This window comes from Halomonas piscis (assembly GCF_031886125.1).
Lineage (GTDB): Bacteria > Pseudomonadota > Gammaproteobacteria > Pseudomonadales > Halomonadaceae > Vreelandella > Vreelandella piscis.
In genome coordinates this window covers 3,100,405-3,114,223 of sequence record NZ_CP119391.1, presented here as the reverse complement: position 1 = coordinate 3,114,223, position 13,819 = coordinate 3,100,405, and the positions used below count along the sequence as shown (strand labels likewise).

11 protein-coding genes are annotated in these 13,819 nt (G+C 66.7%); 4 read left to right on the top strand and 7 right to left on the bottom strand.

The annotated features are described in order from the left end of the window. Positions 1-65: 65 nt before the first annotated feature. Both P1P91_RS14620 and P1P91_RS14615 read right to left on the bottom strand, forming a co-directional pair. A complete protein-coding gene (locus P1P91_RS14620; protein WP_311883556.1) occupies positions 66-1,937 on the bottom strand; it encodes a CocE/NonD family hydrolase in 1,872 nt (623 codons plus the stop codon). 95 nt (positions 1,938-2,032) lie between these two features. Continuing rightward, positions 2,033-3,331, bottom strand: a complete 1,299-nt coding sequence (locus P1P91_RS14615; RefSeq protein ID WP_311883554.1) for an ATP-grasp domain-containing protein — start codon at positions 3,329-3,331, stop codon at positions 2,033-2,035. A gap of 325 nt (positions 3,332-3,656) precedes the next feature. Here P1P91_RS14615 and P1P91_RS14610 point away from each other — a divergent pair, with 325 nt between their 5' ends. Genes P1P91_RS14610 through ligB form a run of 4 tightly spaced genes read left to right on the top strand, consistent with a single transcriptional unit; the run spans position 3,657 to position 9,467 of the window. After that, positions 3,657-4,955 (top strand): TAXI family TRAP transporter solute-binding subunit, encoded by a 1,299-nt coding sequence (locus tag P1P91_RS14610; RefSeq protein ID WP_311883553.1) that lies wholly within the window; start codon positions 3,657-3,659, stop codon positions 4,953-4,955. 33 nt (positions 4,956-4,988) lie between these two features. Beyond that, complete coding sequence (locus tag P1P91_RS14605; protein WP_311883551.1) at positions 4,989-5,549, top strand: DUF1850 domain-containing protein; 561 nt, start codon at positions 4,989-4,991, stop codon at positions 5,547-5,549. Positions 5,550-5,578: 29 nt separating this feature from the next. Then, entirely contained in the window at positions 5,579-7,759 is a 2,181-nt protein-coding gene (locus P1P91_RS14600; RefSeq protein WP_311883549.1) for a TRAP transporter permease, read from the top strand. A 22-nt stretch (positions 7,760-7,781) separates the two neighbouring features. Continuing rightward, positions 7,782-9,467, top strand: coding sequence for an NAD-dependent DNA ligase LigB (ligB, locus tag P1P91_RS14595; RefSeq protein ID WP_311883547.1), 1,686 nt, complete (start codon positions 7,782-7,784; stop codon positions 9,465-9,467). A gap of 5 nt (positions 9,468-9,472) precedes the next feature. Here ligB and P1P91_RS14590 read toward each other — a convergent pair whose 3' ends face one another. The 5 genes from P1P91_RS14590 to P1P91_RS14570 form a co-directional block, all read right to left on the bottom strand. Further along, complete coding sequence (locus P1P91_RS14590; RefSeq protein ID WP_311883545.1) at positions 9,473-10,204, bottom strand: ABC transporter permease; 732 nt, start codon at positions 10,202-10,204, stop codon at positions 9,473-9,475. A 1-nt stretch (position 10,205) separates the two neighbouring features. Further along, a complete protein-coding gene (locus tag P1P91_RS14585) occupies positions 10,206-10,919 on the bottom strand; it encodes an ABC transporter permease (protein WP_311883544.1) in 714 nt (237 codons plus the stop codon). A gap of 76 nt (positions 10,920-10,995) precedes the next feature. Further along, positions 10,996-11,763: a transporter substrate-binding domain-containing protein gene (locus tag P1P91_RS14580; RefSeq protein WP_311883542.1), complete on the bottom strand. Its 768-nt coding sequence runs from the start codon at positions 11,761-11,763 to the stop codon at positions 10,996-10,998. A 43-nt stretch (positions 11,764-11,806) separates the two neighbouring features. Beyond that, entirely contained in the window at positions 11,807-12,607 is an 801-nt protein-coding gene (locus P1P91_RS14575; protein ID WP_311883540.1) for an amino acid ABC transporter ATP-binding protein, read from the bottom strand. 7 nt (positions 12,608-12,614) lie between these two features. After that, positions 12,615-13,814, bottom strand: a complete 1,200-nt coding sequence (locus tag P1P91_RS14570) for a pyridoxal phosphate-dependent aminotransferase (protein ID WP_311883538.1) — start codon at positions 13,812-13,814, stop codon at positions 12,615-12,617. Between the last annotated feature and the right edge of the window lie 5 nt (positions 13,815-13,819).

The window sequence follows — 13,819 nt, the reverse complement described above, 5'->3', positions numbered from 1 at the left end:
TACAAAGGCGGCTGGCGGGGCTTCGAGGGACTGTGAGCCATGCCTGGCCCGGCTGTTAAACAAGGCTAGACCAGGTCTCGGGGGATCGTCTGCTCCAGGTTGTGGCTGTGAACCCGCCGATCATCCTCGTAGCCGTCCATTTCGGCACGCAGATGAAACGCACGCGAGTCCGAGCTGAGACGGGTGCGGGTGACCACGCGCACGTCCCAGCCTTCGCGCTTCAGGCGGCGCTCGGTGCGTTTTTCGGCCCGCACTGAGCCGCGGTCATTGCCGGTGCAATGGTAGCGCTCCTCGCTGTCGATCCACATGGTCAGCCCCAGCCGATCAAAGCGAAAGCCGCCCTCGTCCTTCTTGATCTGCATGGTGGTGCGGTTACTCAGCAGATCGCGAATCACCTGCCACTCGTAGTCTCGCGGACGCAATACCGTGGTCTCCGGTTTGGGCGCACGACGCGGCTCGCCAAGCGGGCCCATTGCCGCGTCCGCGCCCTCGCCGTGGCGCAGCGGCAGCTGCAGCGCGCTGCCGGCCAGGTCCAGGGTCAGTCGCGCCGGCTCCGGCGCCGGCCAGGCGAGCGGCCAGTATGAGGATGAGACGGCGACCCGCAGACGGTATCCGGCGGGGAAACGCTGGGCAATCTCATTGAGTCGCACCTTCACCCCATAGAAAACACCCTCGGTGAGCGGCTGCGGCGCGGCATGGCTGTCGCGATGCGTGAGGTTCAGCAGGCCGTAGGTCACGCGCGCCACTTCGCCGTTTGGCGCCACCTTGGAGAGGCGCACGGTTACCTGAGCCACCGGGCGGTCGGCGCTCAGGCGCAGCTGTACCAGGGGCGCTCCCAGAATTTCCATGGGTGCGGCGAGGAGGTCGCTGTCAAACACCAGCGCCCCCCCATCTTCCTCGCGCTGATCGTGGGGCAGGTCGGGAGTTGCCGAGAATGAGCACCAGCGGCCGGCGCTCATCTGCAGGGTGGTATCCGGCGGCGTGGCATCCTGCATCCACACCCGCAGCATGGGTTCGGCCTCGACGCCGCTGGCCAGGCCCTTGAGCCAGCGGTCGAACCAGCGCACCACTTCGCCAAGGAAGTCGATGGCCGGCCCGGGTCGCGCTTCGTGAGCGTACTTGTGCCCCCAGGGTCCGATCAGGCCGGCGCGCGGGCCGCTCAGGTTCGCCATCAGACGAAAGACGGAGTTGGAGTAGCCGTCGGCCCAGCCGGAAACGGCCATGACGGGAATATCGATGGCGGCATAATTCTCGTTCACCGAGCCATGGCGCCAGTAGCTATCCCTGTGCTGATGGGCGAGCCACTCACCGAGCCAGAAGCCGCTGCCTTCCATGCGCTCGTGCCACATCTGCCGCCAGCGCTCGCCGACCAGCTTTGGATTTGGCGGCAGCGACGTGTGCGCATACATCGTTCCCGCCCAGGCGAAGTTCTCGGTCAGCAGACAGCCGCCCATGTAGTGCACGTCGTCGGTGTAGCGATCATCGGTGGAGGAGACCGTGACGATCGCCTTCAGCGCCGGCGGCCGGCGTGCGGCAAGCTGCAGGCCGTTGAAGCCGCCCCAGGAGATGCCAAGCATGCCAACGTTGCCGTCACACCAGGTCTGCTCGGCGATCCAGGCGAGAACTACCTCGCCGTCGTCCAGTTCCTGGGACAGATATTCGTCGGTGAGCACGCCGTCGGAGTCGCCGCTGCCGCGCAGGTCGACCCGCAGGCAGGCGTAGCCGTGGCCGCCAAGAAACGGATGCACGGCCTCGTCGCGCTGCCGGGTGACATCTCCCTTGCGGTAGGGAATGTACTCCAGGATTGCCGGCACTGGCCGATCATCCGCCCCTTCCGGAATCCACGCCCGCGCCGCCAGACGCATGCCGTCGGGAAGAGGTATCCAGAGGTTTTCCACGTGCCGCACGCGGTGCTGAAAGGCTTCGACAATCTCCATGACGTTCCTCACGTTCAACCGCCTGTGGGGCAGGCGCACCCAACATTTTGCCCCGGGCGTGGCACCCGGGGCGTGCTGCGTAACCGCCTTGCGGCTCAAACGATCAGAGGTCTTTCTACCTCCTGAGCGACGCGGAAGGTCAGCGCATCGACTGCCACGCGATAGGCGTCATCGAGCGCTTCAGCGTCCTTGGCGCTGAGATAGAGGTCCGCAACCTCGTAGCTATAGCTGTCCTGCGCCGCGAGGTCCGAGAGGCGCTGCCCCGGTTGTACCAGTACTTCCAGGTGTGCATCCGGAAAGCGCTCTGTCAGCGCGGCGCGCTCCCGGAGTGTGGGCACGCCGGTGATGAAGGCATCGGTTCGTGTTCGCAGCATGAACTTGGCGGCGACGCCGGCCTCGGGGTCGAGCGCGGGGAATGCCGGGCGCTGGCCCAGTGCAAGCTCAAGCGCGACCTGATGATGGGCGGCGCCGTGGAGCTGTTGAAAGAGGTAGGCGTGGGACTGGGAGTGTCGTGAGTTGACCTCGAGTAGCCACAGATGATCGTCATCCTGCTCGTGGAAGAACTCCACGTTGAAGGCGCCATAGTCGTAGCCCAGGTGCGGCATGAGCCGCTCGCAGATCCGCGCCATCCGCGCCTGTACGGCTGCCGGCAGACGGGAGGGGTATTCGTAGCGGTGAAAAGAGGAGGAGTCTGCCTCCTGGATCGAATCCACCACGCCGTAGACCGTGACCTCCCCGTTGAAGACGTAGCCTTCCACTGTATGCTGGCTTCCCGAGAGCTGACCCTCGGCAATGGCGACGGCATCGCGCTGTTGAGCAAGGGCTTCGGGAAGCGTGATGCGATCGAGAAGCTGATTGAAGGGATCGGCGAGATGCGCGATGCTGCGGCGCATTTCCTGAATGCCGGCAGCAAGGCTCGCCTGGTCATGAATCAGGAAGGCGAGATAGGACTGAAACGACTTGATCGGCTTGATCCAGAAAGGAGGCGATAGGCCAGGGTCGCTGAGTGGCTGCTCATCATGGGGATCAAAGCCGACAAAGTGGGGAATGTTGTCGGCAATGACTTCTTGCTGCAGCATGCGGCTCCACAGCTTATGCTCGCAGCGCAACATTGACTCGAACGATGGCCCGGCCGTGCCGTAGCGCTGGCACAGCAGCGGCAGCATCAGCGAGACCGGAAAATCCAGAAATCCCATAAAGGCGTCGATGCTGCCGTCAAAATGCGCCAGGCGCCGCTCGCAGCGGGCGAGCAATGCCTCCACCGGATATTCGTTCCGGCCGCGAACCTCATCGAAATCAAGCAGGGCGTGAAAACGAACGCCGTGCGCTTGCGGCAACGCTTCGAGAAGGCGGCGATTGAACGGATCGAGACCCACGACAAAGACGTTCTTCATGGTGACCCCTCCCGCTTACCCTCACGTTTCATGGATAACGTCTAGCTTTATTAACCCTAGCACCAATTTATAAAATAATGAAATTCCTCAATTTTTCTTGATACTGCAAAGCTTTGCCCTGCTACGTGAAAAAACCGCCGAGCCAGTCGTCCCGATCGGCAGGCGAAGGCCTCGTGATCCGTTTGCCGAGAACAGGTGCCACTGACCGGCATTACCGCTATACCGGGGCCTTTTTATGTTGCAGAGTGTCACGGTAACGTCGATGCCGGGCAGCGACCCGGGCAAATCGTTCATGACAAATCGCCATAACAAGAGGAGAGTGACGATGAGAAAGCGTATTTGGGTACAGGCGGCGGCGCTGGGGCTTTCCGGCGCCTTGCTGGCGGGCTGCGGTGACGATGCCGACGTCGAAGAGCCGAGCCAGACCGGCGACGCGGGCGCGCAGCAGTCCACCGGCGATGCCGGTGCCAAGTCGGCCGAGGTGGAAACGCCGGAAGCCGCCGACGACCGCGCAGGGGATGCCCCGGCCGCTAGCGACGCGGCGGACGAGGCGCAGGAGGAAAAAGACAAGGCGGATGCCGACATGGGCGAAAAGGGCGGCGATGAAGCCGGTGATGAGGCGGCCAGCGGCGAGCCGGTCAGCCTGATTTTTGGCACCGGCGGTACCGGCGGCACCTACTACCCCATCGGCGGCGCGCTCAAGGGCGTGTTTGAGCAAGGCGACCTGGTGGAGAACGTTCAGGTGGTATCCACCGGCGCCTCGGTGCAGAACATCAACAACATCAGTGACGGCCTGAACCATATCGCCATTGTCATGAGCGACGTGGCCTACGACGCGGTCAACGGCGACAACCAGTTTGACGGCGAGCCGGCAGAGATCAGCGCGCTGGCGGGGCTCTATCCCAACGTGGTGCAGATTGTTGCCACCGCGGACAGCGATGTCGAGAGCGTTGCCGATCTTGAAGGCAAGCGCGTGGGCGTGGGCAAGGTAGGCTCCGGCGTCGAGCAGAGCGCGACCAAGGTCATCGAGTCCGCGGGCATGAGCTACGACGACCTGGCCAAGGTCAGCCATACCGGCTATGCCGACAGCGTCACCGCCATGAGCAACGGCAACCTGGACGCGGCCTTCTTTACCTCGGGCGTGCCCAACTCCAGCATTACCGGGCTTCAGCAGAATACCGATATCGTGTTTGTGCCGGTGGAAGGCGAGGTCGCGGACAAGCTGCTGGAGGCGTATCCCTACTACGAGACCTACACGGTGCCGGCCGGCGCGCCGGAGCGCTACGACCTCGACGAGGAAGTGGACACCGTGGCGATCCGCAACATGCTGATCGTGGGTAGCGACATGCGCGACGACGTCGCCGAAGAGCTGACCCGGCGCTTCTACGACTACCTCAATTCCGACAAGGTATCGGTGGGCGCGCTCAAGCAGTTTGAGCCGAACACCATGAACGAGAACCTGGTGGCACCGGTGCACCCCGGCGCCGAATCGGTGTACGAGTCCCTGTCCGGCAGCGCCGACGAAGACGCCGATAGCGGTGATGCCGATGGTCGGAGCGCCGCTGATGAACAGACCAACGACGCCAAGGCGGCAGAAGAGAGTGCCGACAGCCAGTCGTCCTGAGGGAGCCGCTGACTTCCGTTACGGACGGGCTCCATGGCGCCGCGGGTAACGCCCGGCACCGTCGGGGTTTCCCTTGTCGCGGCGGCCGCCATGGCCGCCGCGCTTGCGTGGCCGCTTCCCTGGCTTGCGGTGCACAAGGGAGGCGAGCTGCGCTATGCCTTCCCCGGCGGTGAGGGCGCCCGCTTTACCCTGCGCTGGCGGCACTCGGTGGAGAAGGAAGACTGGGAAGAGTGGTTCCGGGTAAGGGGTGACGGCGCCATCGTGCTCACCGGCACGCGCTTCAAGACCTTCGGCGCCGGCGTGCCGGCCGCGGCGGGCAAGACCACCAGGCTGGATGATGGCTGGGTGGTGATGACCGGCATCGATCGCGCGGTGAGCCCCCTCGCCGTGCAGGCGGCCGCCGCCGAGCGCTACCGCATGCGCTATCAGCTGGGTCCGCTCGAGCCTACCTTTGCGCTGTCCCGGGCCGAACCTCCCCCGATATTGACGTTCAGCGTGCAGCGCGAACCGCTTTGGCGGGTGCTGCCGGCGCTGGTGCGCCCCTGGCGGCTGGCCTATTCTTTTGAGCGGGAGACCGGGGCCGAGCGTCCATAGCCATCACACAAGAGAGCGAGAAGGGCACGATGTCCGACGACAAGCACCTATCATCCGGGCAGGCCGCGGCCGACGCTACCGACGATCCGGCGGTGAAGGAGGCGCTGGAAAAATACGATCGCGAAAGCCTGGTGCGGGACAGGCTGCCGGACGGCGTGATCAGGAGCGTCATGATGGTGGCGGTACTGCTGGCGCTGTTTCACCTCTATACTTCCTTCGCCGGCCCGCTGGTGGACGTGGCCCAGCGCAGTATTCACCTCTACACCCTGCTGGGGCTGACCTTTATCCTCTACCCGTTGACCCGCACCGGCGCGCGGCACCGGGTGCCCTGGGGTGACGCCGCGCTGGCCCTGTTGGCCTTCGGCGTGGGCGTTTACATGCTGGCGGTGGCCGACCGCGTTATCGCCTCGGCCGGGCGCATCAACGATACCGACATGCTGGTGGGCCTGCTGGCGGTGGCCCTGGTGCTGGACGCCACCCGGCGGGCCACCGGCTGGGGGCTGACGCTTTTGGCCACGGCGTTTCTGGCCTACGGCTTTTACGCCAAGCTTTTGTTCTACCCCGCCCTGGACGCCAATATCGTGCTGGCCACCTGCCGCCAGATCGTCTCGCACCTGGTATTCATCACCGAGGGGCTTTTGGGCACCGCCACCGGGGTGTCGGCCAGCTACATCATTCTGTTTATCCTGTTCGGCGCCTTTCTCGGCAAGTCGGGGCTGGGGCAGCTGTTCAACGACCTGGCGCTGGCCGTGGCCGGGCATACCCGGGGCGGGCCGGCCAAGGTCGCGGTCATTGCCAGCGGCTTTCTGGGATCGATCAACGGCTCGGCCATTGCCAACGTGGTGACCACCGGCGCCTTTACCATTCCGCTGATGAAGCGCACCGGCTACAGGCCCAACTTTGCCGGCGCGGTGGAGGCCTCGGCGAGCGTCGGCGGGCAGATACTGCCGCCGATCATGGGGGCGGCGGCCTTCATCATGGCCGAGGTGCTCTCGGTGCCCTACACCCAGGTGATCCTGGCGGGGATCATCCCGGCGCTGCTGTTTTATCTGGGGGTGCTGTTCCAGGTGCACCTGCGCGCGCTGCGCGACGGCCTGGAAGGCATCGATCGCGCCAGGCTTACGCCCCTCAAGGCCGTGCTGCTCAAGCGCGGGCATTTATTGGTGCCCATGGCGGTGCTTTTGTGGCTGCTGTTTGACGGCCGCGCGCCGTTTTTCGCCGCCTTCTGGTCCATCGCCGCCACCGTGCTGATCTGCGGTACCTGGCGGGTCACCCTGGGGGCCAGCCTCATTCTCGCGCTGCTGATTGTCGAGCCCCAGTGGCAGGCGCTGCTGGCGGGTAACCCGATCCCCGGCCTGCCCGCCAGCCGGCTGATGCTGTTCGGTATCGTGGCTTTGCCGGCGGCGATCAACGCGCTGCGGGCGAAGCGTGGCCTGGTGGCCGAAAAAATGGACGTTGCCGACTGCCGGGACGCCATGCACGACGGCGTGCGCAACGCCATCCCCGTGGCCATTGCCTGCGGCGCGGTGGGCATTATCGTCGGCGTGGCGACGCTCACCGGCATCGCCCTGGAAGTGGCCGACGCGGTGGTGACGCTGGGCCAGCAGATCCCGTTCCCTACGGTGCAGCTGCTGGTGACGCTTATGCTCACCATGCTCGCCTCGATCGTGCTGGGCATGGGGCTGCCGAGCATTCCCACCTATATCATCACCAGCACCATGGCCGCGCCGATTCTGCTCAACCTGCCGCTGTTCCGGGAGCTGGCCGGCAGCAGCGATACCGCGATCTTCGTGGCGCACATGTTCGTCTTCTACTTCGGCATCTTTGCCAACCTCACGCCGCCGGTGGCGCTCGCCGCCTACGCCGGCGCGGGCATCAGCGGCGGCTCGCCCAACGCCACCGGCTTTCAGGCCATGCGCCTGGCCGTGGCCGGATTCGTGGTGCCCTACATGTTCGTGTTTGCCCACAGCATGCTGATGATCGACGCCAGCGTCGGCGACATCCTGCTGGTGGTGGCCACCGGCGTGGTCGGCGTGCTGCTGCTGGCGGTGGCGGTGGAAGGCTACCTGCGCCGGCCGCTCAACGTGTTCTGGCGTCTGCTCGCCGGGAGCGGGGCGCTGGCGCTGATTTTCCCCGGCCTGATCAGCGACCTGGTGGGCGCGCTGGTTGCCGGCGGCCTGCTGTTGCTGGCCAGGCGGGAAGCCGGATAATGCGACGGGCGCGCGGGCGGCGATGGCGATAGCGGCAACGCTGGCGCTGTGGTCGGGGCCGGCGGCGGCCGGCTGCCCGGTCTGGAACGAGGCGCGTCTGGACCGGGAGATTGGCGCCCTAGAGGCGCGCCTGGCCGAGTGGGACCGCGCCTACTATCGAGACGGCGTCTCGCCCGTTGACGATGCGCTATACGACCAGGCGGCCGCGCGGCTGGAAAGCTGGCGGACCTGCGCCGGCAAGCCCCGGCGCCATGCCCCTGAGCTTAGCGTGACCGCCGGCCCCTCGGCGGGCAAGAGCCGCGTACGTCGCCATCCGATTGCCCAGACCGGGCTCGAGAAAGCCGACGAAGCCGGCACCGAGCGCTGGGCCAGCCGCCGGGACGACCTGTGGATTCAGCCCAAGGTGGACGGGGTGGCGGTAACGCTGCGCTACGCGGCCGGCAGGCTGGCCGAGGCCGTGAGCCGAGGCGACGGCGAGCGGGGGCAGGACTGGACGGCGCGGGCACTTAGGCTTCCCGCGGTGCCCAACAGGCTGCCCGAGCCGGTCTCCATCGTGCTGCAGGGAGAGCTTTATTGGCAGCTTGACGGCCACGTGCAGGCCGAGCCTCAGCGTCACCGAGCGCGCAATAAAGTTGCCGGGCTGATGCGCCAGGCCGAGCCCTCTCCCGCCGAGCTTGAGCGCGCGGGGCTGTTTGTCTGGGGCTGGCCCGACGGCCCCGCTACCATGCCCGAGCGCCTTGAAGGGCTTGCCGCGCTGGGCTTTGCCACCGCCGACTATACCCACCGCCTTGATGACCGCCGCGACGCCGCCCACTGGCGAAACCACTGGTATACCGCGCCGCTGCCCTTCGCTACCGACGGCGTGGTGCTCAAGCAGGGCAAGCGGCCCGGCGGGGCGCACTGGCGCCCGCAACCGCCGGACTGGACGGTGGCGTGGAAGTACCCCGGCCAGCGGGCGCTGGCCGGAGTGCGCGGCGTCGAGTTTAGCCTCGGCCGTACCGGGCGGGTGACGCCGCTTTTGCACCTTGACCCGGTGCGCCTTGAGGGCCGGCGCATAAGCCGGGTCTCGCTGGGCTCGCTTGAGCGCTGGCGGCGCCTTGACGTGCGCGTCGGCGACCAGGTGGCCGTGGTGCTGGGCGGGCTGACGATTCCGGCGTTCGACGGCGTTGTCTGGCAGGCCGTCGAACGCGAGCCGCTGACGGTGCCGGCGGCGGACGACTATCACCGGCTCAGCTGTTTCTCTCTGGAAGACGCGAGCACCTACCCGCTGGGCTGCAAGGCCCAGCTGCTCGCTCGGCTCGGCTGGCTGGGCGAGGCGCTTACGATGCGCGGGATAGGCGAGGGCACCTGGCAGGCGCTGATGGAGGCAGGCGCGGTGACCGGGCTTTTGGACTGGCTGGCGCTGGAGCGGGCCGAGCTTGAGCAGGTGCCGGGAGTGGGTAAGGTCCGGGCGCAAGCGCTGATGGCGCGCTTTGCCGCGGCGCGAACCCGGCCGTTTTCCGCCTGGCTCAAGGCGCTGGGCGCACCGCCGGGAAGCGAGCGGGCCAGCGGCGACTGGGCCGCGCTTGCCGGCTACGGCCGGCAGCAGTGGCGGGCGCTACCCGGCGTCGGTGCCACCCGCGCCGAGGCGCTGACGGCGTTTTTCCGCGCGCCCCGGGTGCAGGCGCTCGCCGCCCGCCTGAGGGCGGCCGGCGTCGACGGCTTTTAAACCGTTCAGGCGCGCCCCGGTATCAGCCGGCGGCCGCGGGTCGGGCGCATGCCGGGGAAGCGCTGCTCGACCTGGCGCAGCACCAGCGTCAGCACCACCGTCATGGCCAGGTAGATACCGGCGATGAGCATCAGCGGCTCGTAGACCAGAAACATCTCGTCGCGGATGATGTTGGCCGCCTGCAGCAGGTCCATCATGGCAATGGTCGACACCAGCGGTATCGACTTGAGCAGCAGGATCATCTCGCCGGTGAGGGTGGGCAGGCATGTCTGGATGGCCCGGGGCAGCCACAGGCGAAAGAAGACCTGAACCGGCGACAGCCCAAAGGCGCGGCCGGCCTCGCGCTCGCCGGCGGGCACGCTGATCAGGGCACCGCGGATCACTTCGCCGGAATAGGCGCCGACGCTGAGGATGAAGGTTAGCGCGCCGTAAAAGAAAGGGTCGCGCAGCACCGGCCAGATCAGGCTGTTCTGAATGCCGGGGATGCCTTCGAGCAGGCGCCCGACGCCGTAGTAGAAAAAGAACAGCTGCACCAGCAGCGGCGTGCCCCGCATCACCGTGGTGAAGCCGTGAACGACCCAGGCCAGCGGCCTTGGCCCCTTGAGCCGCGCCATGGCCAGGGCGACGGCCAGCGCCAGGCCGCCAGCGGCGGATACGGCGATGAGCAGCAGCGTATTGACGAAGCCTTCTATGAGATAGGACTGATAAAAGGGGTCGTGCAGCCAGGAGAAATCCATGTCAGCCCTCCTCGGTGGCCGGCTGGCCGCGACGAACGTAGCGCTCCAGCCGAGCAAACAGCGCGGTGGAGGTCAGCGTCATGGCCAGGTAGATGACGCCTGCCACGCTGTAGAACAGAAACTGGGCGCGGGTGCTGGCGGCGGCCTGCTGGACGGTGAAAAAAAGCTCGCTGAAGCCGATCACGCTGATCAGGGCGGTGTCCTTGATCAGAATCAGCCAGAGGTTCGACATGCCGGGAATGGCGTTGGGCAGCATGCCCGGGATGACGATGCGGTGAAAGCGCGTCCAGGCGGAGAAGCCGAAGGCGTCGGCGGCTTCCAGCTGGCCCCTGGGGATCGCCAGAATGGCGCCGCGCAGCACTTCGGTCATGTAGGCGCCCTGGACGAAGGCCAGCACGCCCACGGCGGTGACGAAGCCGTTGATGGCGACCTGGCCGGGCAGGCCCAGCGCCTGGGTGATCGCGGTCAATGCCTGGGAGCCGGCGTAGTACAGCAGAATGATCAGCAAAAGCTCGGGGATGGCGCGCACCGCGGTGGAATAAGCGGTCGCCAGGCCGCGCAGCGGCGCCCAGGGGCTGAGCCGCGCGCTGGCGCCGATCAGGCCCAGTACCAGGCCAATGGCGTAGGACAGCAAGGCGATTTCCAGCGTCGTCAGCGCGCCCTCGGCGATGGGGCCGGCCCAGTCGAGCAGCCCCTCTTGAGAAACGTTGTTCATGGCAGTGATGGGTCCCTGTTGAGGCAAGAAGGGAGGCGCGGTTCAGACGCCTCCCGGTTAGCGTCGCTAAGGACTGTCAGGTGCAGATATCGGTATCGAAATACTCGTTGGAAAGGCGGGTGCAGGTGCCGTTTTCCAGCACCTCGGCGATGGCGTCATTGAGGTCGGCTTCCAGGGCGTCGTCTTCCTGGCGCAGGCCGATGCCCACGCCGTCGCCGTAGGCCGGGTGATGCGGCGCGGTGCCCTTGATTTCGAAGTCCTCGGCGGCGTCGCGCTCGACCAGCTCAAGCATGGCGATCTGGTCGGCGAGGATCACGTCCAGCCGGCCGGACAGCAGGTCGCGGTTGACCTGCTCGGCCTGGTCATAAAGGCGTACGCGGGCGCCGCTGTCGCGCAGGGCACGGCGCGTATAGGTGGCGTTGGTAGTGGCGCTCTGCACGCCCAGCACCTTGCCGTCGAGGTCTTCCGGCGGGGTGAATGCCATGTCCCTGGCGGCGACGTAGGCGCCGGGCGTGAAGTAGTAGGGGTCGCTGAAGTCGATGACCCGCTGGCGGGCTTCGGTGATCGACATGGAGTTCATGATCATGTCGATGCGCCCGGCCTTGAGCGAGGGAATGATCCCGCTCCAGCCGGTGGGCTTGATCTCGCACTCCCGGCCCATGGCCTCGCAGAAGGCCAGGCCCAGCTCGACCTCGAAGCCGGTCCAGTCGCCGTCGGCGGAGGTGTAGGTGAAGGGCGGGTAGGGCTCGGCGGAAATGCCGATTTGCAACGGCTCGTCGGCCTGGCTTGCGGTGGAAAAGGTCAGCAGGGCCAGGGCAGCGGCGGTTATCAGGTTGTTTTTCATGGTGATCTCCGTAACGGGGATAGAAGCAATAGCGGTGGCGAGGTCAGGCCGCCGGCGCGACAAAGCGGCGGCAGCGTTCGTTGCCGTTCTCCTCGAAGACGTCCCTCGGGGTGCCGGCAACGCCGACCACGCCGCGGTCGAGGAAGACGACCTGGTCGGATACCTCCCGGGCAAAGGCCATCTCGTGGGTGACCAGCACCATGGTGCGGCCCTCGTCGGCAAGGCTGCGGATGACGCTGAGCACCTCGCTGACCCGTTCGGGATCGAGAGCCGACGTCGGCTCGTCGAACAGCAGCACCCTGGGTTCCATGGCCAGCGCCCGGGCAATGGCCACGCGCTGCTGCTGGCCGCCGGAGAGAAAGGCGGGGTAGCTGTCGCGCTTGTCGGCCATGCCCACGCGCTTCAAGTAGTGGTCGGCGCGCTTGACGGCGCGCTTGCGCGACAGTTTCTGGACGCGCATGGGCGCTTCGATGATGTTGCCCAGCACCGTGAGGTGCGGCCACAGATTGAACTGCTGAAACACCATGCTGACTCTGGCGCGCAGCCGCTGCAGCTGGCGCCGGTCCAGGCCGACAATGTCGCCCTGGCGATTGCGGTCGAAGCGGATGGTTTCATCCGCAATCGTCAGTTCGCCTTGCACGGGGCGTTCGAGCAGGTTCAGGCAGCGCAGCAGGGTGCTCTTGCCCGAGCCGCTGGCGCCGATGATGGAGGTGACGCTGCCCTCGCTGACCTGGAGGGAAACGTCGCGGAGCACCTCAAGATCGCCGAAGCGCTTGACGAGGTGGCGGGCTTCCACCGCCGGGGCGGTGGAAGAAGCGGGAGAGGGGTTGGGCGATGTCGTCATAGGCAACTCATTGAACGGTGGAAAGGGAGGCGGCCTCGGCGCGGGCCGCCGTGGCAACCTTTGCCAGGCGGCGGCTGGCCGCGGCGAGACGCGCCTCGTCGACGGTCAGGCTGAGGCGTACAAAGCCCGCGGCGGATGGGCCGAAGGCTTCGCCGGAAAGCACTGACACGCCCTGCTCGTCGAGCAGACGGTCGGCGAAGGCCTGGGACGAAAGCCCGGTGGCGCGCACGTCGACCATCATGAACATGCCGGCCGCGGGCTTGACCACCGCTACGGCCGAGCAGTCGTCCAGGGCATCGCAGACGACGTCGCGGCGAGCGCGGTAGGCCTCGCGCATGGCGTCGAGCTGGGGCGGCTGCTGCTCGAGAGCGCTGCAGGCGGCGTCCTGGACGAAATCCGGGCAGCCGTAGAGCATGCACAGCGCCAGGTGGCTCATATGGCCGATCAGCGCTTCGGGGCCGAGCACCCAGCCCAGCCGCCAGCCGGTCATGGCGTGGGACTTGGAGAGGCTGTTGACGACCACGGTGCGCTCGGCCATGTCGGCAAGGGCCGCCGCGCAGACGTGCTCGCCGTCGAAGATCAGCTCGGCGTAGACCTCGTCGGAGATCAGCCAGAGATCGTGGCGGCGGCAGAGCGCTGCCACGGCCTCCCACTGCTCGGCGTCGATCAGCTGGCCGGTAGGATTGTGGGGGGTGTTGAGCATGATCGCCCGGGTGCGCGGGGTGATGGCCGCTTCGATGTCGGCAGGGTCCAGGCGAAAACCGCGGTCGCCGGACAGGGGAATGCGCACCATGGTTGCGCCGGTGGACTCCAGCACCGCTTCGTAGGTGACGTAGTTCGGCTCGGCGACGATGACTTCGTCGCCGGGGTCGAGCAGGCACTGGGCGGCGGCGTAAAGGCCGCACTGGGCGCCGGCCATGATGATCAGGTTGTCCGGCGAGACGTCCATTCCGCTTGCCCGGTAGCGGCGCGCAATCGCCTCGCGCAGGGCCAGCTTGCCCTGGACGTCGGGATAGTGGGTGGCGCCGGCGCGTAGGCTTGCCACGGCGCTTTCGACGATCGGCGCCGGGGTATCGAAGTCCGGGTCGCCGACGGAGAGCACGGTAATGTCGTCGCCGTTGGCCTGGCGGGCCAGCGCGCGGTTGTGAATGTCCCAGGCCGCCGCGCCTTCGCCGGCGATGCGCTCGGTGAGTCGGGAATATCGCATGTCAG